Raw genomic sequence first — 23,943 nt, 5'->3', positions numbered from 1 at the left:
AGGCATGACAGGAGAGGCACACCCCCATGACCCGGGTGCTCGTGGTGGAGGACGACCCGCAGCTCGTACGGGCCCTCGTGATCAACCTTCAGGCCCGCCGATACGGCGTCGACGCGGCCCCCGACGGCGCCACCGCGCTGCGGCTGGCGGCGGCCCGCCAGCCGGACGTGGTGCTGCTCGACCTCGGCCTGCCCGACATGGACGGCGTCGACGTCATCAAGGGCCTGCGCGGCTGGACCCGGGTGCCGATCCTGGTCCTGTCCGCCCGGCAGTCCTCCGACGAGAAGGTCTCGGCCCTCGACGCCGGTGCCGACGACTACATCACCAAGCCGTTCAGCATGGACGAACTCCTGGCCCGGCTGCGGGCCGCCGTCCGCCGCACCGAGGACCTGCCGCTCGTGCCGGAGACCACGCTGGTGCAGACGGACGGGTTCACCATCGACCTGCTCGCGAAGAAGGTCGTACGGGACGGCCGCGACGTACGCCTCACCCCGACCGAATGGCACCTGCTGGAGATCCTGGTCACCCACCCCGGCCGCCTGATCACCCAGAAGCAGCTGCTCCACGAGGTCTGGGGCGTCTCCCAGAGCAACAAGACCAACTATCTGCGGGTCTACATGGCCCAGTTGCGACGCAAGCTCGAGACCGACCCCTCGAGCCCCCGTTATCTCATCACCGAGCCCGGCATGGGCTACCGCTTCGAAGGGTGACCCGCACATCTGTTTGAGGTGCGCATGACGGAGACTCTGCTCGTGAAGAACGTTTCGGAAGTGACGCGCCGGCCTCGAGCCGCGGGCGGTGGCTGGGCGGGGGCGTCAGCCCTCTGTGCGCTGCTGCTCGCGGCCGCGGGTCTGAGTGTGTGGTTCGTCCCGGGCGCCGTAGCGGAGGAGCAGGCGTGGCGCAGCGCCGCGCCCTGTACGGCCGGGACGCCTGCCACCCGGCGCGACGACTGCCTGACCACCGTCCCGGCGGTGATCGCGCGCACCGACGCCAATCAGCCCAAGAAGCCCAGCTGGCTGTACTTCACGGACAGCCGGCCGCTGGATCGGCTGGAGGTGTCATCCGAGGCCGCCGAGGACTTCCGGCCCGGCGACCATGTCCGGCTGACCCTCTGGCGCGGCCGGGTGATGAAGGTGGCCGGGGCCGGTCACAGCTGGCACGAGCACGTCACCACGCCTCGCTCCCTGGCGGTCGTAGCGGCCCTGCTGGCCCTGGCCGCGGGCTATCCGGGCGCGAAGGTGCTGCTGTACCTGCGCGGGCGCAGGCTGCCGGACGACGAAGTGCTGCCCTCGGCCCTGCCGTTCGCGGGTGCGCTGGCCGGCACCGCCCTGTGGCTGCTGCCCCTCTGCTACCTCCACCCGACCGACCCGCTCTCCTCGCCCGGGCAGATCATCTGGGCGGCGGCAGGCACCCTGGTCACCCTGGCGCTGCTCACCGCGGCCTGGCGTGCGACCCGCATCCGCAGGCCCGAGGACGCCGGGGCGGCCGAACAGGCGGAGCAGGGCGAGGTGTTCCTGTCCGCCCGCTTCCTGGAGTCCACCGACTTCAACCCGAACGGCTTCGGCACGCACATCGTCCTCGGGGACGGCGCCCCCGCGGTGACGCCCGGCCCGGGCCGCTTCGCGGCGAAACCCATCCCGGTCGAGCGGCTCACCGTCCGGACCGTACGACGCGCCCGGGGCAGCGACGGCGACACCGTCCCCAGAAGCTGGCACATCGCCGAACTCGACGACGCCGGCACCCCGATCCGCCTGGCCGCGGCACCGGCCGACCTGACGCGCATCCTGCGCGAGCTGCGTTCGGCCGGAACATGATCTACCAAGATCGCATTCTTGCGTCAAGGCACGACTTTCAGTGACGTGACGGGGTCCTCTCCGCCGCATGTCCTTGAGGGGTAAGGACGGCAAGTTCCCTCAAGGGAATGGAGGAGATCGTGATTACTTGGCGAAGAGGACTCGTAGCGGCAGCCATCTCAACGGCTGTGTCCGCAGGTGCCCTGCTGGGAGCGGGGAGCGCCTTCGCGGCACCGGCGCCGCAGAAGGCTCCGGTGGTGAAGAAGGCGTCGGCGCCGGAACAGAGGCCGGACACAAACAAGAAGAAAAAGAAGAAGACTACATTGAGCGTGGGTGAAGGTAAAAAGTCGAATTGCAAGGACGGCGCCTTCTGCTCGCCAAATGATAACGGCGGCGTCGATTGCCAGTCCGTAATTCAGTGCGATGACGGCACGTGGTACCCATCGGACCCGGGGAAGCAGGGCGGTCCTCCCAGAAAGGCACGCTTGCCCGAGGCGGACGATGATTCTTCTGAGGCACTCGGCCCCGGGAAGATAGGCATGCCCGGCCAGGTCGGTGGTCCGTCTGCGCCTGATGTGCAGCTCGACCGGAGCGATGCTCAGGCCGTGCGCGATCTGCGGACCGGCCCGGGATGACGGCCAGTCTTTACGCCCGGCTCAGCAGGCCGCAGGGAGACGACTGCCGGACCGGCAGCCCCGGCAGCGGCCGGGTTCCGGCGCGCGGAATGCCCGGTCGCCGTCGTCGCAGTTCTGGAGAGCCCCGGTTCTTTGGGAGTTCAGTGGCCCGCCGGACCCTCGCGGACAAGGATCCGGCGGATCCGGAAGACCTACAGCCGGCCTATGAACGCCGCCCAGGAACCGGCCTCGAAGGTCAGCGCGGGGCCGTGCGGGACCTTGCTGTCACGGACGGGGACGATGCCGGGGAACCCGTCGGCCACCTCCACGCAGTTGCCGCCCTCCTGATTGCTGTAGCTGCTCTTGCGCCACGCGGCGCCGTGCAGATCGGGACGGGACATTCGCTCCACGGTGGTTGCCCTCCATCACGGATCGGATCATGTCGAGCGACATGAGCGGGGGCAGGGCTGCCGCCCGTAACCGATCGTAGGTCAGGGAAAACGTTCTGACCTCGGCTGGATCCTCGATGAGTTGGCCGTAGTGCGCGCCTTCTGTGTAGGCGACTTCCGAGGCGTCAGGCAGAGCGAGAATGGTCAGCGAGCCACCCATCGCATCGTGCTCGCCTTGGTCGAATGGCAGCACCTGCACGGTGACGTGAGGTTCCGCTGCGGCCTCGAGCAGGCGCTCCAACTGCTCACGCATCACAGCATGGCCGCCGATCGGACGCCTCAGTACCGCTTCGTCGAGGACGACCCACAGGGCCGGTCGATCGGCTGAGCCGAGCCGCTCCTGGCGGCCCATGCGTGCAGTGAGCCTCTCCTCCAACTGCGCGTCATTGCTGAGAGTGAGGCCGACACTCAGGACGGCCCGCGCGTACGCCTCGGTCTGAAGGAGACCGGGCACCACATGCGCTGCGTACTCTGCGATGGACACCGCTCTCTCCGAGTGCGCCATGAACGCCCGCGACCAGTCCGGGAACGCCTCCCGATACACATACGGCCAAAGCTCGACCAACAAGTTGTCCGCGCCCAGCGCAGCGTCCAGCGCACGCGCCAGCGCCAGCGTCGGTTTCGCCCCTGAGGCCCGCTCGATCTGCGTGATCCGGGTGCTCACCACGTGTGTCATCCGGCCGAGTTCGGCCTGGGTCAGTCCGGCCGCTGTACGGAGTCTGCGCACCCGTGAACCGAACAGCGCCGCCATCGACGTACCGGGGTCAATTTCGTTGGCCAAGGCGTTACTTCCGTTCCTTACGAACCGAAAGGTAAGGCTGCGTCACCTTCCGAGCGTAGGGCTGTCCGACGACTCTTGAGCACGGAACGTGACGACTCGTGCACTCGACAGGCAAGGACGGACACGCTGTGCTGACAGGAACGACGACCGCAGGCGAACACCCGCCGCTCACCGCGCAGTTCGCCCCCTCGCCCCGCAGCGCACGGCTCGCCCGACGCCTCGCCCTGCGGTGGATGGAGGAGGGGGGATACCCGGCAGCCTCGGAGGTGTCGTGCGCCGTCGCCCTCGTCGTCGCCGAGCTCGCCGCGAACGCCGTGCAGCACGGCCGCGTACCGGGGCGCGACTTCGGGCTTCGGCTCGGCCTCGACAAGGCGGCGGGCCTGGTCCGGATCGAGGTCGCCGACGCCGCCGCAACGAAACGGCCGCCTGCTGCCGCCCCCTCGTCGTACCCGGGGGGCGAGTCGGGCCGTGGCCTGCTCCTGGTGGACGTCCTGGCCGTGCGCTGGGGCTCGGCGCCTCGTCATCCCGTGGGCAAGACGGTCTGGGCAGAGGTGTCCACCGACGCATCGACTTCGGCTCTGTGACGGCCTCGGGCATGAGGTACGAACCCCTGGCAAGCGACAAGGGGCCTCTGGTGAAGCCATTCCTCCATCGGGCGATCGATAGCACGTCTGTCTGGTGAACTCAGGCCTCCATTTGGCTCATTCGTTCGAGTTGAACCCCTCGAACGAGGTACGCGCAGTCAACTCTGCGATGCGTGATCAAGAACTTCAGGCGAGCCGCGATCGCGGCCGCCCTCCTCGTCGTGCCCTTCATGGCACCCACCCCGGCCCACGCACAGCACCGCGCTGTCGACACGCACACCCTCCCGCTGAGGACCGCGGTCCGGGTCCTCCCCCTGGCCGCAGAGGTACGGGACGGCTACCAGCGCACGAGCTTCAAGCACTGGAACGCGGGCAAGAACCCCACCGACGGCTGCAACACCCGAGCCGAAGTGCTCCTCGCCGAAGCGGTCGACAAGCCGACGGTGCTTGCGGGCTGCAAGCTGTCCGGCGGGCGCTGGTGGTCGTACTACGACGCCAAGTGGATCACCACCGCCTCCGGCCTGGACGTCGACCACATGGTGCCGCTCGCCGAAGCCTGGGACTCCGGGGCGTCGCAGTGGACCGCGGCGCGCCGCGAGGCCTACGCCAACGACCTCGACGCCGCGACCTCCCTCGTCGCCGTCTCCGCCGCCTCGAACCGCAGCAAGGCCGACCAGGACCCGGCCGAGTGGCTGCCGCCGTCCGTCGACGTCCTGTGCCGCTACGTCTCGGAGTGGACCGCAACCAAGCTCCGCTGGGGGCTCACCGTCGACGCCGTCGAACAGGAGGCGCTCAACCAGCTCGCGGACGCATGCCCCACCACCACCGTGACCTACCAGCCCGCTCCGTAACCCCGTAGCCCTCCGGCCCCGTCCTGCCGACGGACGGGGCCACGGGCGGTCGTCGCGATCGCCCGCCCCAAGGGCAACCTGCTCACCGAGGCGGTCCGACCTGGTCCCCGACTTCATCCCGGTCCTGGGCTACGCCGACGACGCCATCGCCGTGGCACTGGTGCTGCGGACGGTGGTCCGCCAGGCGGGCACCGAGGCCCTCGCCCGGCACTGGCCCGGCACCCCCGACGGACTCGGCGTCGTACGCCGACTGGCAGAGCTGCCCGCCGTCACGCTGGAGGAGTAGGCCGAAGCAGTCCCCGCCGAAGGCCGACTGTGTTCCCCGCGATGACATCCTGACCTCTTGTCGTGTTCATACCCTGCTCTTACCGTCGCTGCCGCCCGGCTCGTACGGGCGCGCTCGCGGCCGGCACGCAAGGGGGGTCGGGTCGCGGCGCCCAGCCTCCTAGGAGCATCCGCATGCGCAGATCCGTCAGAATCCTGACGGTCGTCGCCACGACCGGCGCGCTCGCCGCCGGTACCGCCGTGGCGGCCAACTCGACGCCTCAGCAGGGGAGTCACCGCACCGAGATACGCAACGTCATCTACCTGCTCGGCGACGGCATGGGCCGCACCCACGTGACCGCCGCCCGGGAGCGCTACTACGGCGCGAGCGGCAAGCTGAACATGGAGCGGCTGCCGAACTACGGCGCCGTCGCCACGTACGCCGTCGAGAAGGGCAGCGCCACGCCGGCGCTGGTCACCGACTCCGCCAGCTCGGCCACCGCCTGGTCCTCGGGCGTGAAGACGTACAACGCCGCCCTCGGTGTCGACGCCTACGAGAAGAAGGTCGCGACGCTGATGGAGCAGGCCCACAGGGCGGGCTTCGCCACCGGCAACGTCTCCACCGCCGAGGTCACCGACGCGACCCCGGCCGCCCAGTTCAGCCACGCGCTGCTGCGCGGCTGCCAGGGCCCGGTCTACTCGGACGCCTCCTGCCTGCCCAAGAAGGCCGACGGGACCTTCGAGGACAAGCCCGCCGACCAGACGCTGATCACGCCGATCGCCGAGCAGATCGCCCGCAACGGCACCGCCGACGTGATCCTCGGCGGCGGCCTGGCCCGCTTCGAGCCGGACGACCAGAAGGCGCTGCAGGCGCAGGGCTACCAGGTGCTCGGCAGCTTCGGCGACCCGGCGCTGCCCGCGCAGACCGCCGCCAGCCAGAAGGTCGCCACCAAGGCGGACCTGGAGAGCGTCAAGCGCGGCAAGGTCGTCGGCCTGTTCAACCGCGGCAACCTGACCGTCGAGCAGGCCAAGGCCCAGCTGCCCGCGGACGCCCCGCAGAAGCAGGAGCCGAACCTGGCGGAGATGACCAAGAAGTCGCTCTCCCTGCTGGGCGGACGCTCCAAGAAGGGCTTCCTGCTCCAGGTCGAGGGCGCCTCGATCGACAAGCGCTCGCACGCCAACGACGCCGCGCAGACCCTCGCCGAGGTCAAGGCGTTCGACGACGCCGTGAAGGCCGCGGTCGACTTCGCCAAGAAGGACGGCCACACCCTGGTGGTCGTGACGGCGGACCACGAGTGCGCCGGCTTCAACATCATCGAGAAGGGCACCTTCACCAACGCCGAGGCGGCCGCTCCGCCGGCCAACACCGACGCGGGCAACCCGGCCAACAACTCCACGCCGTCGCGCTCGTCCTCGGCCAACGTCAAGGACCCCGCCCGCTCCTCGGGCATCGTCAACGGCGCCGGCGCGGGTGACGCGAAGAACTTCGGCCCCGCCACGTTCCGCACGCCCGACGACCCGGCGGACGTCAAGGACGGCACCCCCGAGGCCAGCCTGTGGCTGTCCTACCTCTCCGGCAACCACACCGGCGCCGACGTGCCGATCTACGCGTACGGCCCGGGCGGCAAGCGGTTCGCCACCAGCCAGAACAACACCGAGCTGTACGGCAAGATGTACCGCTCCCTGTTCGGCACGGCTCCGCGCACCAGCTGACCCACCCGCGGGGCCGGGTGCGCGTTCCGCGCCCCGGCCCCGCGACCGCACCGACCGCACCGACCGTTCCAGACGCCCCGGGAGTACGCCCGATGAGCCCGCTCACCCGCACCACGGCCGCCGCGCTCGGCCTTCTCGTCCCCGCCCTGGTGGCGCTCACCGGCTGCAGCGGCGACCCGGCGGCCGACCACCCGGGCGCCCCGAAGCCGCGCGCCTCCGCCGCCGGGGCCGCCCTGCCCGCCCCGCGCTCCGCGCCGGCCCCGGCGCCCACGCTCTCCCCGGCCCCGCACCAGGGCGAAGTCCGCATCGAGGCCGGACCGTTCACCGACCGGGTGCGCCTGACGGGCCTGAAGCTCACGGACAAGCCCGCGGTCACCGGGCACCTGGCCATCACCTCCGACGTCAGCGACGTCCTCGCGCTGGAAGTCCGCGCCGCCTACTACGACTCCCACGGCCGCCTGCTGGGCACCGGCAGCTTCCAGTACCAGGAGGAAGGCGAGGACGCGCACGGCAGCGACCACCACGACGGCCCGCGTGCCGCCGGTGACGGCATCGACTTCACCGCCCCCGCGGGGCACCTCACCGGCACTCCGGCCGCCGCGGTCGTCTCCCTTCCCGTGCTGGTCAACGAGTAGCCCACAACCGGCCCGGGCCGTACGGGCGCTCGGTCAGCCGATCGACCGCTTCACGAGCTCGGCGATGCGCTCCTCCACCTCGGGGGTCACCTCGGCCAGGGCGAAGCCGGCCGGCCACATCGCGCCGTCGTCCAGCTTCGCCTCGTCGCTGAAACCGAGCGTCGCGTAGCGCGCCTTGAACTTCTCCGCGCTCTGGAAGAAACAGACGATCTTGCCGTCCAGCGCGTAGGCGGGCATGCCGTACCACAGCTTGGGGGCGAGGTCCGGGGCCGCGGCCTTGATGACGGCGTGGACACGTTCGGCCATGACCCGGTCCGAGTCCTTCATTTCGGCGATCTTCGCGACCACGTCCTGCTCCGCCTGCGCCGCCTTGTCCGCACGCGAGCTGCGGCGCGCCGCCGCCTTCACCTCTTTGGCGTGATCCTTCATCGCGGCCCGTTCCTCGGCCGTGAATCCCTCGTACGAGCTGCTCCCGGTACCGCTCATGGCAGATGTCTCCCTTGCGGATCTCAACAGTGGGGGATGTCGTGACCGGACCATATCCCAGAGCACCGACACCGGGGCCGTGTTCATCAACTGCGGCCTGAACGTGGCGCCTTCGGCCTGAACAGGCTGGTCAGATCACTAGCGTTACTCGAGCCGATCGCGATCTTCCCGCGTCATCCTGCAGCGTGTCGAGACGTGTGGAGCGGATATGGATAATGCAGTAGAAAGGGCGATCGAGTTCATTCGGGAGCGTTACGGCGAACCGCTGACTCTCACGGAGATCGCTGACAGCGCTCTGCTCAGCCGTTTCTATTTCACACGGCTGTTCAAAGAGGAGACCGGGCTCACGCCGGGCAGATTCCTGGCCGCGGTCCGTATTTATCAGGCCAAGCGGCTGATCGAGACCACCTCGATGAGCATCACCGATATCTCCTATGCGGTCGGATACAACAGCCTGGGTTCGTTCACGAACTCCTTCACGGCCAGCGTCGGCGTGTCGCCCGGCCGGTTCCGCCAGCTGTCGCGGGACGGGGGGCCCGCTCTGCCGGAGCCGATGCCGGATCCCGGCTCGCAGTCCGGGTTCGGCATGGTCGCCGGGACGGTCAGCCTGCCGGAGGGCCACGGGAACGCGCGGGTGTTCCTGGGCGCCTTCCACACGCGCGTCGTCCAGCATCCGTCCGTCGCCGCGATCCTCATCGATGTGCCGAGCGGGCGTCCCTCCTGCTATTCCCTGAAGGACGTGCCCGAAGGAAGCTGGCATCTGCTCGCGGTGGCCGTGGCCGACGGCATCGGGCCCGATCCGCAGGCCCGGCGGACCCCGCTGGTCGGGGGCCACGGTGCGGCGACCGTGGCCGTGACCGCCGACAGCGTCACCAGCGCGGCGGTGCGGCTGCGCCCGGGCCGGCTCTCCGATCCGCCCGTCCTGCTCGCGCTGCCCGAACTCGAACCCCCGGCGGTCGTCAGGTCACACCCCGGGTGCGCCTCCGTCAGCCCGGGGCCCGAACCCGTCGGACGGCCCCGGGCCGCGGCCCACCTGCGGGTGGCGTCCGCGGCACCGGCGCCGTCACGGTCGTGAGGACAGGGGATCACAGCACCATGTCCTGCTTGGCCTTGAGACGCTCGGCCAGCAGGCCCCACTCCCTGGCGATGCGCTCGGCGATGGGGGCGATGACGCCGAGCCAGTGCGGCGGGACCGCGTCGACGAGCTCGCGCCATTCGTCGTCGGGGTCGGTGGCGTGCTGCTGCATCCAGCGGAGGAACTCCCTGCCGCCCGCCGTGTAGCGGATGGCGGGGTCGCCGGCCATCTTGGCCGCCACCGTCGCCCACGAGGGCGGCACGTCGGTGTGGTTCCTGCGGTGCGGCGTGGCGTCGATGCTCGGGGCCACCCGCAGCGGCACCCGTGCGGTGCCGCCGGGAACCACGGCGACGGGCCGTGTCACCTCCTCGCCCTGCCGGACGGCCCGCACGGGCTGCACGGCCTGCACGGGCCAGACGGGCTGCACCGGCTGCGCGGGCTGCACCGACTCCGGCTGCGCGGTGCGACGGCGCCCGTCCCGCTCGGGGCTCTCACCGCGCCGCAGCCGCGCGCTCACGTCGTGCACCGTGCCCAGCGACACGTCGGTCTCCTTGGCGACCTGACGGAGCGGGGCGTTCGGGTGGGCGACGATGTACTCGGCGGCGCGACGCCTGCCCTCGGCCGCGTCCACCGGGCGCCGCCTGCCGTCCCGGCCGATGCGCTTGCCGTCGAGCGGCGCGGTGTCGGCCGAGCGGGCCCGCAGCGACGCGATGGTCTTCGCGCTCAGCCCGGTGATGCCGGCGATGGCGCGGTCGGACCAGTCGGGATGGGAGCGCAGGACACGCTGGGCTCCACAGACGCGGTCGGACTTCGACAGCGGCAGTCCGTGCGTGCCGTTCGCCTTCATGGCGATGACGAGCGCCTCGGAGTCCGAGCAGTCGAGGAATCGCGCCTTGATGGTGTGGTCGCCCCGGAGCCTGGCGGCCTCCAGCCGGTGCAGCCCGTCGATGATGCGGTAGCCGTCCATCTGGACCAGAATGGGCGGCAGTTCCGCCGTACCCGCCGCCTCGACGAGAAGCTGGATGTGTGCGGCGTCCGTGCCGCCCTGACGCAGGGCCACTCCAGGGGACAGCGAGGTGACGGGGACATCGCGGGCCGGCAGTTGCTCGAAATTCTTCGGGTCGAATTCACTGCGGGCCGATGATTCAGCGCTCTCCGTCCTGACGGAGCTGAATGCACTCGTTATCAAGACGGCTTGCCCGTTGCTTTGAGCCATTCCGTTCACTCCCTCTTCGTTGCCGCTCACGTCGAGGGTCGCAACAGGGTCTTTAGCTGCAGTCGAGGCAAGGTGGACGCTCCCTGGAAACACGCAGGCCGCGGGTGCCCGCCGGACCGGCGAACACCCGCGGCCTGCGTGCGGGTCAGGCGTCCCTGCGGCGCAGCAGCACCGCTGCGACGGCCAGCAGGGCGGCCGTCCACAGCGCGAGCACCCCGAGGCCCTGCCAGGGCCCGAGCACGTCGGCCGCGCGGGAGTGCTGCTGGGTGATCAGGAACCCGGCCTCCGTGGGGACATAGCCGTGGATGTGCTTGCCCACACTGCCGGACAGCATCCTGGTCATCGGCGCGATCACCAGGACGAAGCCGATGACGACGGTGATGCTCGCCGCGGTGTGCCGGATGATCGCACCGACGGCGAGCGCGAACAGGCCGAGCAGCGACAGGTAGAGACCGCAGCCGACAACGGCCCGCAGGACGCCCGGGTCGCCGATCGCCACCGGGGCCTTGTCGTGCAGGATCGGCGCGCCGACGAGGAAGGACGCGAACGCGGTCAGCTCGCCGGCGACCAGGACCAGCAGTCCGAAGACCGCGCTCTTGGCCGCCAGCACCGGCACCCGCTTGGGCACCGCGAGCAGGCTGGCCCGGATCATGCCGGTGGAGTACTCGGAGGCGATGACCATCGCGCCCAGCACGCACACCGCGAGCTGGCTGAGCAGGATGCCGCTGCCCAGGATGGTTCCGGTCGGGTCGAGCCTCATCTCGGCCTGCTGGGACGGGCTGCTCTTGTCCCAGTTCGCGACACCCATCTTCATGAACACCGCGGTGGCGATGAGGGTGAGCACGAACAGGATGACGAGCGACCAGAGCGTGGAGCGGACGGAGCGGATCTTGGTCCACTCCGAGAGCATCAGCCGCCCGAAGCTCGGCCCGCGCGCGTCGTCGACGGGCGCGGACGCGTGGACGGATGCGGTCACGGTGGTCACTTCACTCCTCCGGCGGTGGGCACCTCGGCGTCGTACTCGACGGCGTCCTTGGTCAGTTCCATGAAGGCTTCCTCCAGCGATCCGCGCCGGGTCGCCAGCTCGTGCAGCACCAGGCCGCCGGCGGAGGCGAGTTCGGCGATGCGAGCGGCCTCCACGCCGATGACGTCCAGGTCGCCGTCGTCGGCGTCGGTGACGGTGGCGCCCTCGGCCTTCAGCAGCTCGGCGAGCCGCTCCCGGTCGGGGGTCTTCACCAGGACGCTCTGTTCGGTGCTGCGCTCGATGAACTCCTCGGTGGAGCAGTCGGCGACCAGCCGGCCCCGGCCGATGACGATGAGGTGGTCGGCGGTGACGGCCATCTCGTTCATCAGATGGCTCGAGACGAAGACGGCGCGACCCTCCGCCGCCAGCGACTTCATCAGGTTCCGGATCCAGACGATGCCCTCGGGGTCCAGGCCGTTGAGCGGTTCGTCCAGGATCAGCGTCGCGGGGTCGCCCAGCAGTGCGGCGGCGATGCCGAGTCGCTGCCCCATGCCGAGCGAGAATCCGCCCGCCCGCTTGCGGGCCACCGAGGCCAGGCCGACCTGGTCGACGACCTCCTCGACCCGGCGCCTGCCGATGCCCTGGGTCTGGGCGAGGCAGAGCAGATGGTCGTATGCGCTGCGGCCGGTGTGCACGGCACGCGCCTCCAGCAGTGCGCCGACCACCCGCAGGGGACGCGGGAGGTCGCGGTAGGGCACGCCGTTGATGGTGGCTTCGCCGCTGTCGGGCCGGTCGAGCCCGAGCAGCAGCCTCATGGTGGTCGACTTTCCGGCGCCGTTGGGGCCAAGGAAGCCGGTGACCCGGCCGGACTCGACCGTGAAGGACAGGTCGTTCACGGCCGTTTTGTCACCGTAGCGTTTGGTGAGGTTCTTGGCCTCGATCATGGTCACCTCGGGTGAATGGGCTGCAAGAGATTTACGGAGGAATGAAATGCTCCGCGCCCACCTGTGGTACCAGGGGCGGGAATCCGTTCAGTAGACGTGGGCCGCCCGGGTCTGAACGATGGCCCCGGCTTCCCCTCCGTAGTTATTTTTGGACGGCGCCCGCTGTTCGCGGAAGCGGTTGTTTCATCTGCGCATTCTCCTCAGTTGAACCCGGAAACCCACGAGGGTGGTCATGAATTCAGTCGTGAAGGATCCGGCGGGCACCGGGCGGCCGGTGGTCGGGATCTGCGCACGGACCGCGCCGGTCACGCTCCAGGGCAGCGACATGGTCGTCAGCCTCGCCCTGCAGGCGCACGTCGCGTTCCTGGCCGAGGCGGGCTGCACACCGCTGCTGCTGCCGCTGCTGCCCGGCGTGGAGAGCCTGGCCGGCCGGCTCGACGGCCTGCTGATCCCGGGCGGCCCCGACCTGGATCCGGCGCTCTACGGTGCGCAGGCGCACCCCGTGACCCGGGCCGTGAGCCCGGACGCCGACCGCGTCGAACTGGCCCTGGTCCGAGCGGCACTCGACGCCGAGGTGCCCGTCCTGGCCATCTGCCGCGGCATGCAGCTGCTCAACGTGCTGCACGGAGGAACCCTCCACCAGCACCTGCCGGACGTCACGGGCCACGACGGCCACCGGCCGCGCACGCCGTCCTTCACGCTCGGCCACCGCCGGTTGAAGCTGGAGCCCGGCAGCCGGATCGCCGCCGTCCTCGACGAGGAGGAGCCGGAGACCGCCTGCCATCACCACCAGGCCGTGGCCCGGCTCGGCGCCGGTCTCACCGCCACCGGCTGGGCCGAGGACGGCACCGTCGAGGCCGTCGAAGTCACGGATCACCCCTTTGCGGTCGGCGTGCAATGGGAAGCCGGACACACAGCCGACAAACGACTTCATCACGCACTTGCGCAAGCCGCCGGACGCCCGAAAATGAACTAGCCGCCGAAATTCGCAATGCTTGTGGAAAAGACGGCCCTGCGGGCAAGCTGTTATCAGATCCCAATCCGAAGGAGAATTACCGATGTCGCCGCGGATGCCTAACCCGTCGCTGGTCGTTCCCGATGTTCTGCCGCCCATGCGCGAGCTGGTCAAGGCCGTCAACAATGTCGGCGTGCCGTTGCAGACGCTGGTGCTCATTCACCTGCGGGTGAGCCAGATCAACGGCCGCCCGGTCCAGATCCCCGTGAAGAAGAAGGAGTTCGAGGAGGCGGGGGAGGAGGACTACCGTCTGCCCCTGGTGGCGACCTGGCGGGAGCAGACCTGCTTCACCGACGCCGAGCGCGCGGTGCTGGATCTGGCCGAGGGCGCCACCCGGATCAACGACCGGGAGGACCCGGTGCCGGACGAGGTCTGGGACGAGGCGGCCAGGCACTTCAACCAGGTGCAGCTCGGCGCCATTGTGCTGCACATCGGTCTGGTCAACCTCTGGAACCGGGTCAATGTCGTCACCAAGCAGGAGCCGGTGGACTGGCGCGTGAACCCCAAGAAGTGGACGCCCATGACCACCCGGCTCGCCGCATCCCGGTAACGCCTTACGTATTCAGGCCCTGTTCGGTGGAGTCTCCACCGAACAGGGCCTTTTGGGGTTCGCGGACTCAGCCGGACAGGTGGGAGCGCGCGGCCGCCCCGGTGTTGAGGACGGCGAGCAGGCTCCGGGCCTGGACGTTGACGTAACGGCTGTGCCCGGCGAGCCAGTTCAGCTGGCCCGGCGTGACCCAGTGGAATCCCGGCGGCGCCTGGGCGGGCGTCGTGGCCTCGTCGGTCTCGACGATCAGGTAGCGGCTCTCGGCGTCGAGGAACCGGCCGCCCTCCTCGGAGTGGACCGCCGAGTAGCGCACGCGGTCGGAGGACGCGCCGAGAAACAGGTCGAGGAAGGGCGGTCGCTGCTCCTCCGGCAGCTGGGCGTAGTTCTCCGGGACGTACTGCACCGTCGGCGCGAGCTCGGCCGTGTCGAGGAAGCCGCCCTCGACCCGCGCGTGCGCGAGGACGTGCGGGACGCCGTCGAACTCGCGGTAGGCGAAGCCCACGATCCCGGTACCGACCGGTTCGATGATCGGCTGGGTCCAGCCGGCGACCTCGCGGCCCGCGCCCTCGACGGCGACCGCCACGACCCGGAAGAACCGGTCGTCGGCACGGCGGACGGACGTCTCGTCGCGCTGCCACCCGCCGACCTCCCGCAGGGGCATCCGGCGGGTGCGGACGTCGTACCGGGCCCGTTCCCCGGTGAACCAGGCCAGCAGGGCGGGGTCGGAGGAGAGCGCCCCGGGTTCGGGCGGAGCCGTCGGAGCGCTCGCCAGGACGGTGCGTGCGTCCATGTTGATCACGTTGTCCTGGTGGAGCAGCGCCAGGAGCTGACCCAGGGTGAGCCAGCGGAACGCGTCGTCGGCGGGCACGTCGCCGTCCGCCTCGACGATCATGTTGCGGTTGCGCTTCCGGTAGAACCAGGCGCCGTGCTCGGACTGCAGCACGTCCGTGAGCACCCGGCGCGGGGCCGGGTCGAGGAAGTGCTCCAGGTGTTTGACCGCCGAACCGCCGTGGGCCTTCGTGTAGTTGCTGCGGGTGGCCTGCACGGTGGGGGAGAGCTGCACCAGGTTGGGGTTGCCGGGCTCCATCTTCGCCTGCATGAGGAAGTGGAGGACCCCGTCGAACTCCTTGGCCAGGATGCCGAGGATGCCGATCTCCGGCTGCACGATGATCGGCTGCTGCCACTCGACCTCGGGCCGCACGACGTGCAGCCCCTCGATGGTGAAGAACCGTCCGCTGCTGTGCTGCAGGTTTCCGGTCTCCGCCGCGAACGACCAGTGGTCGAGCTCGGCGAACGGGATCCGCCGGACCGCCGTCCCGCAGGACTGCCGGTGCCCCTCCAGCCAGCCCGCCACGTCGGCCGTCGCGATGTCGACACCTTCCGCGGCCGCGGCGGACCGGGCCAGCCTTTCGGAGATCCCGGCCCGGGAGCGCGGAACCAGAACCGGTGCGGTCACGGCCGACCACCGCTCTCCTTGACCGGCTTCCACCACTGCGGATTGTCCTGGTACCAGGCGACGGTCTGCGCCAGGCCCTGGTCGAACGGGGTGAGCGGCCGATGGCCCAGCTCCCGCTCTATCCGGCTCTGGTCCAGGGCGTAGCGCCGGTCGTGTCCCTTGCGGTCGGTGACGTGCCGGATCAGGTCCGGTCCGGCCCCGCACAGCTCGGCGAGCCGGTGGGCCAGCGCCAGGTTCGGTACGGCCGTGCCGGCGCCGATGTTGTAGACCTCGCCGGCCCTGCCCTCGGTGAGCACCCGGTGCACGGCCCGGCAGTGGTCGTCCACGTGCAGCCATTCGCGGATGTTCTGCCCGTCCCCGTAGACCGGGACGGGGCGTCCTTCGAGCAGGTTGGTGACGGCGAGCGGGATGAACTTCTCGGGGTGCTGGTAGGGGCCGTAGTTGTTGGAGCAGCGGGTGACGGAGACGTTCAGCCGGTGGGTGCGGAAGTAGGCCAGGGCGATCAGGTCGGAGGCGGCCTTGGACGCGGCGTAGGGCGAGTTGGGCAGGAGCGGGGACTCCTCGGTCCAGACCCCCTCCTCGATGGACCCGTACACCTCGTCCGTCGAGATGTGCACCATCCGCTCGACGCCGGCCGCGAGGCAGGCCTCCAGCAGCGCCTGCGTGCCCTCCACATTGGTCCGGACGAACGCGGCGCCGCTCTCGATCGAACGGTCCACATGGCTCTCGGCGGCGAAGTGCACCACCGCGTCCTGGCCGTCCAGGACCGTGCGCAGCAGGTCCCGGTCGAGGATGTCCCCCCGCACGAAGGTGAGCCGCGGGTGGGCGGCGGGGAGGTTGTCCCGGTTTCCCGCGTAGGTCAGCAGGTCCAGGACCGTGACCTCGGCGTCCTCGAAGCCCGGATATCCCCCGTCGAGCATGGTGCGTACATAATGCGAGCCGATGAATCCGGCTCCGCCGGTGACGAGGATTCTCATGAGATCACATCGCAGTCGGAATTCCACGGAAGCATCTGTCTTTTCCCTTTTCGATGAGGGGATGGATACCGTGGAATTCACGCTAGAGAATCACCCGATTTCCGGGCATCTTTCAGATTGCCGGCTCAAGCGGAAATGTAGGCCGCGAGGTGCTCGCCGGTGCGGGTGGAGCGGGCGGCGACGAGGTCGGCGGGTGTGCCCTCGAAGACGATGCGGCCGCCGTCCTGGCCGGCACCGGGGCCGACGTCGATGATCCAGTCGGCGTGGGCCATCACGGCCTGGTGGTGCTCGATGACGATCACCGACTTGCCCGCGTCGACCAGCCGGTCGAGCAGTCCGAGCAGGTTCTCGACATCGGCGAGGTGGAGACCGCTGGTGGGTTCGTCCAGGACGTAGATGCCGCCCTGGTCCGCCATGCGGGTGGCGAGTTTGAGGCGCTGGCGTTCACCGCCCGAGAGCGTGGTGAGGGGCCGGCCGATGTCCAGATAGCCGAGTCCCACGTCGGAGAGGCGTTCGAGGATCCGGTGGGCCGCGGGGACATGCGCCTTGGCGGTGCCGAAGAACTCCTTGGCCTCGTCGACCGGCAGGGCGAGGACCTCGCTGATGTCGCGGCCGCCCAGCCGGTGGTCCAGGACCGACGCCTCGAAACGCCTGCCCTCGCAGTCCTCGCAGGTGGTGGCGGTGCCCGCCATCACGCCGAGATCGGTGTAGACGACGCCGGCGCCGTTGCAGGTGGGGCAGGCGCCCTGGGAGTTGGCGCTGAACAGCGCCGGCTTCACGCCGTTGGCCTTCGCGAAAGCCTTGCGGACCGGGTCGAGCAGGCCGGTGTACGTCGCCGGGTTGCTGCGGCGCGACCCCTTGATCGGCGACTGGTCGACGGCCACCACGCCGTCCCGGCCCACCACCGACCCGTGGACCAGCGAACTCTTGCCGGAGCCCGCCACCCCGGTGACGACGCACAGCACGCCGAGGGGGATGTCGACGTCGACGTCGCGCAGGTTGTGGGTCGCGGCGCCGCGGATCTCCAGGCGGCCCGCGGGCTTGCGTACCGTCTTCTTGAGGGTGGCCCGGTCGTCGAGGTGGCGGCCGGTGAGCGTGCCGCTGCCGCGCAGCCCTTCGAGGGTGCCCTCGAACATCACCTGGCCGCCGCCGGCGCCCGCGCGCGGGCCGAGGTCGACGATGTGGTCGGCGATCGCGATCGCCTCCGGCTTGTGCTCCACGACGAGGACCGTGTTGCCCTTGTCGCGCAGCTGCAGCAGCAGGTCGTTCATCCGGCTGATGTCATGGGGGTGCAGGCCGGTGGTGGGCTCGTCGAAGACATAGGTGGTGTCGGTGAGCGGGGAGCCGAGGTGGCGGATCATCTTGATGCGCTGTCCCTCACCGCCCGACAGGGTGCCCGACGGCCGGTCGAGCGAGAGGTAGCCGAGGCCGATCTCCACGAACGAGTCCAGGGTGTGCAGCAGCTTGGTCAGCAGCGGCGCCACCGACGGCTCGTCCAGACCCCGCACCCACGCGGCCAGGTCCCTGATCTCCATCGCGCAGGCGTCGGCGATGCTGATCCCGCCGATCTTCGACGACCTGGCCTCCGCGGCGAGCCGGGTGCCGGCGCACTCGGGACAGGAGGCGAAGGTCACCGCCCGCTCCACGAACGCCCGGATGTGCGGCTGCAGGGAGTCCAGGTCCTTGGAGAGCATCGACTTCTGTAGCTTCGGGATCACGCCCTCGTAGGTCAGGTTGACGCCGTCGACCTTCACCTTGGTCGGCTTGCCGTGCAGGAAGTCCCGCATCTCCTTCGCGGTGAAGTCGCGGATCGGCTTCTTCGCATCGAGGATGCCCGACTCGGCGTAGACCCGGGTGGTCCAGAAGCTGTCCCGCGTCCAGCCGGGGATCGTGAACGCGCCCTCGCCGATCGCCTTGGAGTCGTCGTAGAGCTGGGTCAGGTCGATGTCGGAGACCGTGCCACGGCCTTCGCAGCGCGCGCACATGCCGCCGTGATAGACGGCCTTGCGTACCACGATCCGCTCGCCCTCGCCCTTGTCGACGCTCATGGCCCCGCTCGCCGTCCGCTTGGGGACGTTGAAGGCGAACGCGCTGGGCGGGCCGACGTACGGCTGCCCGAGCCGGCTGAACAGGATGCGCAAGTGCGGGTTGGCGTCGGTGGCGGTGCCGACCGTGGAGCGGGGGTCGGCGCCGAGACGCTGCTGGTCGACGATGATCGCGGCCGTCAGCCCCTCCAGGACGTCGACCTCGGGACGCGCGAGCGTCGGCATGAAGCCCTGGACGAACGTGCTGTAGGTCTCGTTGATCAGCCGCTGCGACTCCGCGGCGATCGTGCCGAACACCAGCGAGCTCTTGCCCGAGCCGGACACCCCCGTGAACACCGTCAGCCGGCGCTTCGGAATCTCGACGGTGACGTCCTTGAGATTGTTGACCCGGGCCCCGTGCACGCGGATCAGATCGTGACGGTCGGCGGCGTGCGGCTCCGGGGAGGACGCGTCCGTCCTGGTGTCCCTGCTCATCGTGTCTCCATCTCGCGGATGGGGACCGCCCTCGCTCGCCCGGCCCCGTTCGGGGAGTGTGATGGGAGACCCTCGAATCCCCCTCGAGGATGACTCGAACAGAACTCGCGGGGGATTCGAGAAATATTCGAGAAGGATTCGAGAGGGATTCGAGGGGATTTCGAGGAGCCGCGCTCTCAGCGGTCCTGCAGCAGCCCCAGCACGTTGCCGTCGAAGTCCGTGACGGTGGCCACCAGACGGCCGCCGCCGACGTCCGAGGCCTCGTCCCGCACCGCGGCGCCGGCGGCCGTCACCTCGGCCAGCTTCGCCCCGAGGTCGGGGACGTGCCAGTAGGCGACGGACGTGGTCATGCCCTGTGTCGCGGCTCCCGGCACCAGGCCGATGTGCTGCCCCGCGACGTCGTAGCCGACGTAGAAGTCCTCGTCGGTCTGCGGCTCGATGCCGAGCAGCGCGGTGTACACCTTCTTGGCCTTCGCCAGGTCCGTGACGGGATGGAGCACCGTCTTGACTCCCTGGGTGGCGGGCTTACCCATTTGAACGCTCCTGGGGGTTGGGATCTCTTTTCGCATGCTAGGGAATTCCGCGGACTCGGCGCTTCTCCGTTCTTGCTCGCTCCGGCTGGAATCAAGCCATCTTTGACCGGAATCGGAGAGCGACTTGTCAGGGTGCGAGCGGCTTGTATCCAGAAGGGAAACCAAGTGAAAAAGCTCGCATTGGTCACATCAGTGATCTTGATCGGACTGGGGGGTCCGGCCGTCACCCCGGTGGCGGCCGAGGAGGACGCAGCGGAGGTGGCCGCCCCCAGCGTCGCCTGGTCGCCGTGCCCGGACTCCGACCCGATGCTCGGCAGCCTGCTCAAGGGCCTGGAGTGCGGTTCGGTACAGGTGCCGCTCGACTACGGCCGGCCCGACGGCAGGCAGCTGACCCTGGCGCTGACCAGGGCCAAGCACACCGTCGCCGATGCCCAGTACAAGGGAGTCGTCCTGCTGAACCGCGGCCAGTGGCCCGGTGGCATCGGCCGCGACCTGCCCACCCGGTACGCCAAGGGCACGAGCGGGCTGGCGCAGGACGTCGGCGCCGCATATGACTGGATCGGGTTCGACCCGCGGGGCGTGGGGGCGAGCGAACCGTCGGTCGTCTGCGACCCCGACTATGTCGACCCGGGGTACGCGAAGGCGGACCCCGTGCCGAGCACACCCGAGGACGAGCAGGACTGGGTGGACCGGGCCCGCGCGTACGCCGAGAGCTGCGGCGACAAGTACGGCGATGTGCTCAAGCACCTCGGCACCAAGGACGCCGCACGCGACCTCGACCGCATACGCGTCGCGCTCGGCCAGAAGAAGATCACCTACCTCGGCACCGACTGGGGCACCTACCTCGGCTCGGTCTACGCCTCGATGTACCCCGACCGGGTGAACCGGATGGTGCTGGACAGCGTGGTGCGGCCGGGCGGTGTCTGGTACCAGAACAACCTCGACAAGAACGAGACGACCGAGCAGAACGCCAAGATTTTCTTCGGCTGGGTCGCCAAGTACGACTCGGTCTACCACCTGGGCGCCACCGAGGCCGAGGCCGAGGCGAACTACTACAAGGGCGAGGACGCGCTCCGCGAGTCGCCGGTGGACGGCAAGATCGGGCCGGCCGAGTGGGCGGACGTCTTCGAGCCGGTCGTCTACCGCAGCTGGACCTGGATCTCCCGCGCGAAGGTGCTCGCCGACTGGGTGGTCCGCAATGACCCGACGTCGCTGCGGGCCACCTTCACGGTCCCGGGCTTCCCGCACCAGAACCGGCAGGCGATGAACAACGCGGACCAGTGCCTCGACGCCTCCTGGCCGCAGGACTGGGACCGTTGGCACGAGGACTACTCCCGCCAGTACGACGCCGGGAACCGGTTCCTGACCTGGACCAACGCCTGGTACATGGCGCCCTGCGCGTTCTGGCCGGTGCACGCCAAGACGCCGCCGAAGGTCGGCAACCCCCGGGTGAACGTCCTCCTGGTGCAGCCGGAGTTCGACACGGCGCACGGCGTCACGGGCGCCTACGAGACGCACGAGCTGTTCCCGAACTCCGCGCTCGTCCTGGAGAAGGGCGGCCACAACGTCGGCGCGGCGCTGTCGGCGAACAACGACACCTGCCTCAACACCTACGTCGGCGACTACCTGAGGGACGGCACCCGTCCCGCCTCCGTGGAGGGGGTCGACGCCACCTGCCAGGCGCCCGCGGACCCCGTGCCGGCGTCCTGATCCGCCGTCAGGCGGCCCCGCACGAGCGCCGTGCGGGGCCCGCCCTCTCTCCGTCAGCGCCGGGTGGGAGCGGTGCCGCCCCGGTGGGCGGTGACCAGGTCTTCCAGGGTGTGCGCCAGTTCGTTGGGGGAGGGCGTGCCGAGCACGTCCCGGCGGAGCTGCCGGGCGTTCGCCCGGATGGTTCCGTCCTGCAGCAGCCGGAGGATCGCGGCCCGGACTCCGGGACCGTCCACCTCGTCGGGATGCATGGCGAGCCCCGCTCCCGACCGGTCCAGGCACCGGACCTTCAGCGGAACGTCGAACGCGCGGCTGACCAGCAGCTGGGGTACGCCGTAGCGCAGTGCGCAGCCGAACGACCAGGCCCCGCCGTGATGCACCATGGCCGCGCAGGTCGGCAGGATGTCGGCGAGGGGCACGGACTCCACGAGGCGGGTGTTGGCCGGGACGTCGCGCAGCTGTCGCTGGGCGTCCGCCGGCAGGGTCAGGACCAGCTCCATCTCCAGGTCGCGCACCGAGTCGAGGATGTCCTGCATGCGTTCGAGGGGCACCAGCTGCTGTACCGGCCCGTCGTTCACCGAGTCGCCGAAGGTCATCAGGACCCGTGGCGCCCGCGGCGGCTCGGCGAGCCAACCCGGCACGACAGCCGGCCCGTTGTAAGGAACGAACTGCATGGGCACGGTGGTCGTCCGGTGGTCGGGGCGGAACGCCTCCGGAAGCGGGTCGATCGTGAACTGCCCGCTCACCAACTCCTCGGAGAACGCGCAGTCGAACTTCGCCGTCCAGCCCTCCAGCCAGTCACGCAGTAAGTCGACGCGCTCACCCGGCGGTTGGAGCGCCATGGCGTGCAGGTAGTCCTCCCGCATACGGGGGTAGACGTCGACCGAGTACAGCACCCGGGCGTGCGCCGCCCCCACCGCGGCGGCGGCCACCGCCCCGGCGAACGCCTTCGCCCCCCAGAGCACCAGGTCGGGCTGCCAGGCGCGGGCGAAGGCGACCAGGTCGTCCATCATCGAGTCGTTGAACCGCCGCGCCTGCGGCACCACGAGGGTGCCGAAGAGCCGGGTGACCTGCTCCCAGCTCAGCCGCTCGCGATCCGGCCGGATGTCGAACAGCGGGTCGAGGCCGCCCTGTGGGGGCCGTCCCGTGGTATCGGCGGCAGACGCGGGAGCCCCGGGAGCCGTGCCCGGCGCGGGAGCCTTCCGAGCCGCCCTGCGCTGGTCCTGTCTCGTCCGCTCCTGCGTGGTCTCGCCGGCACCGACGCCGACCCCCGTCAGCCCGGCCCCGGTGACCGCGTCGAGGCAGTCCGGCCACGCGGCCACACGTACCTCGTGCCCGGCCGTCTGCAGCGACCACGCCAGCGGAACCAGGTTGTACACATGTGTCTTCCACGGAAACGGCACCAGGAGAACCCGCACGACGAATGTCCTTCGGTCAGGGAGTGGGGGATGGCAGGGGGCGGGAAGCGCCGGGCTTCCCGCCCCCTGCCATCCTGATCACGCATCGCGGACGGGGCTTCTCCAGGTTTGCCGGGTTCCCCGGGCGGCGCCGGTCGCGGCGGTGACGACGACGGTGACGGCGGCCACCACGAAGGCGGTGGGCAGCGGGCCCGCGAGATCGCAGAGCGCGCCCGTGACCAGGATGGACACCGCCACACCCGACGGGAGCAGGGTGGCCCGGAGCGTCACCACCGACGGGAGCTCCTCGGCGGAGGACGCGGCCAGCAGCCGGTTGTTGAAGTGGACGTACGCGACCTCGAACAGCACGAGGAAGAGCGCGTACAGCACGAGCGTCGGCCTCGTCCGGCCGACCAGCAGGGCGGCCAGCAGGAACGGCATGGGCAGCAGGGCCCAGACGCCCGAGGGCAGCCGGTCGAGGTAGCGCTGGGCGGGCAGGGCGGCGAGCGAGCCGGCGAAGATGGCGACGGCCGAGACCGCGACGAACACGCCCACCAGGCGGGTTCCGCCGCCGAGCACCTGCACGGGGACCACGGTGACGGCCACCGTGTGGAAGCCCTGCCAGAAGGCCACCAGCAGGAAACGGGCGAACAGCCTGCGCAGGCCCGGGTCGATGACGCGCGGCCGGGTGCCGGCGGTGGAGTCCGTGCCGTCCCGGGCGCCCACGGGATCCTGCCCGGGCGAGGCCGGCAACGCCCAGGCGAGCAGCGCGGAGAGCGCCAGCGTCGCCGCGTTCAGCGCGATCAGGCCCCGGAGCGACAGGACCGCTCCGGCCGGTCCCGCCAGCGCCGCACCGATGCTGAGCCCGGTCAGCTTGCCGATCTCGGCGACGGTGTTGGCCCGGTCCAGCCGCTGCGCCGGGACCGCGCCCCGCAGCACGAGCGAGGTGGCCGAACGGGTGATCGCCTCGAAGTACCCGCGGACCAGGAGCAGCACGGTGGCGACGACGAGCAGCGCAGGGCCCGGCGCCAGGAGGGCGGCCGCGGTCAGCACCAGGCTCGCCGCCTCGGCCAGCCGGACGAGCAGCTCCGGGGCGTGCCGGCTGAGCAGCCGGTTGAGCGGACCGGCCAGCAGCAGCGCGGGCAGCCACGGCGCGCTCAGCACGGCCCCGGCGAGGAGTCCGGACCCGGTCGCCGACCCCACGCGCGTGGAGAGGCTCACGAGGACCAGAAAACTCCCGAGCGCGTTCACGAACAGCAGTACCGGAGTGAAATACGGCGACCGGAACCTTCCGGAAAATCCTGCGGAAAACCGCGCGGAAAGTGTTGCGTAAAAGCTCGTGGAAAACCTCGTGGAAAATCTCGTGGAAAACGATGTCATCAGCTACTCCTCCAGGGCTGGAGGATGTCAGAGTTGAACGGAT

General features: G+C 70.1%; 23 protein-coding genes and 1 pseudogene. 12 read left to right on the top strand and 12 right to left on the bottom strand.

The features are described from left to right. The first annotated feature begins 26 nt into the window (after window positions 1-26). From ACZ5DS_RS26080 to ACZ5DS_RS26070, 3 genes and pseudogenes are all read left to right on the top strand, one after another. Window positions 27-710, top strand: a complete 684-nt coding sequence (locus ACZ5DS_RS26080; protein ID WP_468242810.1) for a response regulator — start codon at window positions 27-29, stop codon at window positions 708-710. A 75-nt stretch (window positions 711-785) separates the two neighbouring features. Beyond that, window positions 786-1,814: pseudogene (locus ACZ5DS_RS26075) on the top strand (PH domain-containing protein); the annotation flags it as partial. A gap of 107 nt (window positions 1,815-1,921) precedes the next feature. Further along, entirely contained in the window at window positions 1,922-2,428 is a 507-nt protein-coding gene (locus ACZ5DS_RS26070; RefSeq protein ID WP_468242807.1) for a hypothetical protein, read from the top strand. Between the two features lie 191 nt (window positions 2,429-2,619). Here ACZ5DS_RS26070 and ACZ5DS_RS26065 read toward each other — a convergent pair whose 3' ends face one another. Both ACZ5DS_RS26065 and ACZ5DS_RS26060 read right to left on the bottom strand, forming a co-directional pair. After that, complete coding sequence (locus ACZ5DS_RS26065; protein ID WP_468243012.1) at window positions 2,620-2,730, bottom strand: DUF397 domain-containing protein; 111 nt, start codon at window positions 2,728-2,730, stop codon at window positions 2,620-2,622. Continuing rightward, window positions 2,693-3,607 carry a helix-turn-helix domain-containing protein gene (locus tag ACZ5DS_RS26060; protein ID WP_468243009.1) on the bottom strand — a complete coding sequence of 305 codons (915 nt, stop codon included), beginning with the start codon at window positions 3,605-3,607 and terminating at the stop codon, window positions 2,693-2,695. Before ACZ5DS_RS26060 ends, ACZ5DS_RS26065 begins: the two co-directional genes overlap by 38 nt. Window positions 3,608-3,765: 158 nt before the next feature. Here ACZ5DS_RS26060 and ACZ5DS_RS26055 point away from each other — a divergent pair, with 158 nt between their 5' ends. The 5 genes from ACZ5DS_RS26055 (at window position 3,766) to ACZ5DS_RS26035 (ending at window position 7,684) form a co-directional block, all read left to right on the top strand. Next, on the top strand, window positions 3,766-4,221 hold the full coding sequence (locus ACZ5DS_RS26055) for an ATP-binding protein (RefSeq protein ID WP_468242805.1): 456 nt from the start codon (window positions 3,766-3,768) through the stop codon (window positions 4,219-4,221). A gap of 173 nt (window positions 4,222-4,394) precedes the next feature. Further along, window positions 4,395-5,072: an HNH endonuclease family protein gene (locus tag ACZ5DS_RS26050; RefSeq protein WP_468242803.1), complete on the top strand. Its 678-nt coding sequence runs from the start codon at window positions 4,395-4,397 to the stop codon at window positions 5,070-5,072. A gap of 100 nt (window positions 5,073-5,172) precedes the next feature. Next, window positions 5,173-5,358: a YkvA family protein gene (locus ACZ5DS_RS26045; RefSeq protein WP_468243007.1), complete on the top strand. Its 186-nt coding sequence runs from the start codon at window positions 5,173-5,175 to the stop codon at window positions 5,356-5,358. Between the two features lie 173 nt (window positions 5,359-5,531). Beyond that, entirely contained in the window at window positions 5,532-7,049 is a 1,518-nt protein-coding gene (locus ACZ5DS_RS26040) for an alkaline phosphatase (protein WP_468242801.1), read from the top strand. Window positions 7,050-7,141: 92 nt separating this feature from the next. Next, window positions 7,142-7,684 carry a hypothetical protein gene (locus tag ACZ5DS_RS26035; protein WP_468242799.1) on the top strand — a complete coding sequence of 181 codons (543 nt, stop codon included), beginning with the start codon at window positions 7,142-7,144 and terminating at the stop codon, window positions 7,682-7,684. A 33-nt stretch (window positions 7,685-7,717) separates the two neighbouring features. On the opposite strand, the gene ACZ5DS_RS26030 is transcribed toward ACZ5DS_RS26035, so the two are convergent. Continuing rightward, the gene (locus tag ACZ5DS_RS26030; RefSeq protein WP_468242797.1) at window positions 7,718-8,170 is read right to left on the bottom strand and encodes an iron chaperone; all 453 of its coding nucleotides are present in this window, start codon (window positions 8,168-8,170) and stop codon (window positions 7,718-7,720) included. 208 nt (window positions 8,171-8,378) lie between these two features. Between ACZ5DS_RS26030 and ACZ5DS_RS26025 the strand changes: the two genes are divergently transcribed. Continuing rightward, window positions 8,379-9,245, top strand: a complete 867-nt coding sequence (locus tag ACZ5DS_RS26025) for a helix-turn-helix domain-containing protein (RefSeq protein ID WP_468242795.1) — start codon at window positions 8,379-8,381, stop codon at window positions 9,243-9,245. Between the two features lie 10 nt (window positions 9,246-9,255). On the opposite strand, the gene ACZ5DS_RS26020 is transcribed toward ACZ5DS_RS26025, so the two are convergent. The 3 genes from ACZ5DS_RS26020 to ACZ5DS_RS26010 form a co-directional block, all read right to left on the bottom strand. Then, window positions 9,256-10,461: a ParB N-terminal domain-containing protein gene (locus tag ACZ5DS_RS26020; protein WP_468242793.1), complete on the bottom strand. Its 1,206-nt coding sequence runs from the start codon at window positions 10,459-10,461 to the stop codon at window positions 9,256-9,258. Window positions 10,462-10,606: 145 nt separating this feature from the next. After that, the gene (locus ACZ5DS_RS26015) at window positions 10,607-11,446 is read right to left on the bottom strand and encodes an ABC transporter permease (protein WP_468242791.1); all 840 of its coding nucleotides are present in this window, start codon (window positions 11,444-11,446) and stop codon (window positions 10,607-10,609) included. Further along, on the bottom strand, window positions 11,443-12,369 hold the full coding sequence (locus ACZ5DS_RS26010) for an ABC transporter ATP-binding protein (protein ID WP_468242789.1): 927 nt from the start codon (window positions 12,367-12,369) through the stop codon (window positions 11,443-11,445). The genes ACZ5DS_RS26015 and ACZ5DS_RS26010 overlap by 4 nt, the downstream gene beginning before the upstream one ends. 232 nt (window positions 12,370-12,601) lie before the next feature. Between ACZ5DS_RS26010 and ACZ5DS_RS26005 the strand changes: the two genes are divergently transcribed. Next, window positions 12,602-13,345, top strand: coding sequence for a gamma-glutamyl-gamma-aminobutyrate hydrolase family protein (locus tag ACZ5DS_RS26005; RefSeq protein WP_468242787.1), 744 nt, complete (start codon window positions 12,602-12,604; stop codon window positions 13,343-13,345). Between the two features lie 82 nt (window positions 13,346-13,427). Then, complete coding sequence (locus ACZ5DS_RS26000) at window positions 13,428-13,934, top strand: carboxymuconolactone decarboxylase family protein (protein WP_468242785.1); 507 nt, start codon at window positions 13,428-13,430, stop codon at window positions 13,932-13,934. Between the two features lie 67 nt (window positions 13,935-14,001). Here ACZ5DS_RS26000 and ACZ5DS_RS25995 read toward each other — a convergent pair whose 3' ends face one another. From ACZ5DS_RS25995 to ACZ5DS_RS25980, 4 genes are all read right to left on the bottom strand, one after another. Next, on the bottom strand, window positions 14,002-15,387 hold the full coding sequence (locus tag ACZ5DS_RS25995) for an NDP-hexose 2,3-dehydratase family protein (protein ID WP_468242783.1): 1,386 nt from the start codon (window positions 15,385-15,387) through the stop codon (window positions 14,002-14,004). Then, window positions 15,384-16,364, bottom strand: coding sequence for a dTDP-glucose 4,6-dehydratase (gene rfbB / locus ACZ5DS_RS25990; protein WP_468242781.1), 981 nt, complete (start codon window positions 16,362-16,364; stop codon window positions 15,384-15,386). The genes ACZ5DS_RS25995 and rfbB overlap by 4 nt, the downstream gene beginning before the upstream one ends. A gap of 125 nt (window positions 16,365-16,489) precedes the next feature. Further along, window positions 16,490-18,883: an ATP-binding cassette domain-containing protein gene (locus tag ACZ5DS_RS25985; protein ID WP_468242778.1), complete on the bottom strand. Its 2,394-nt coding sequence runs from the start codon at window positions 18,881-18,883 to the stop codon at window positions 16,490-16,492. A gap of 176 nt (window positions 18,884-19,059) precedes the next feature. Further along, window positions 19,060-19,416, bottom strand: coding sequence for a VOC family protein (locus ACZ5DS_RS25980; protein ID WP_468242776.1), 357 nt, complete (start codon window positions 19,414-19,416; stop codon window positions 19,060-19,062). A gap of 192 nt (window positions 19,417-19,608) precedes the next feature. Between ACZ5DS_RS25980 and ACZ5DS_RS25975 the strand changes: the two genes are divergently transcribed. Beyond that, window positions 19,609-21,126 (top strand): alpha/beta fold hydrolase, encoded by a 1,518-nt coding sequence (locus ACZ5DS_RS25975; RefSeq protein WP_468242773.1) that lies wholly within the window; start codon window positions 19,609-19,611, stop codon window positions 21,124-21,126. 53 nt (window positions 21,127-21,179) lie between these two features. Here ACZ5DS_RS25975 and ACZ5DS_RS25970 read toward each other — a convergent pair whose 3' ends face one another. After that, on the bottom strand, window positions 21,180-22,541 hold the full coding sequence (locus ACZ5DS_RS25970; protein ID WP_468242771.1) for a nucleotide disphospho-sugar-binding domain-containing protein: 1,362 nt from the start codon (window positions 22,539-22,541) through the stop codon (window positions 21,180-21,182). 78 nt (window positions 22,542-22,619) lie between these two features. Then, window positions 22,620-23,900 (bottom strand): MFS transporter, encoded by a 1,281-nt coding sequence (locus ACZ5DS_RS25965; RefSeq protein WP_468242769.1) that lies wholly within the window; start codon window positions 23,898-23,900, stop codon window positions 22,620-22,622. Window positions 23,901-23,943: the final 43 nt, after the last annotated feature.

This window comes from Streptomyces sp. NPDC031100 (assembly GCF_055570785.1).
This window is presented reverse-complemented; position numbering and strand designations above follow the sequence as displayed.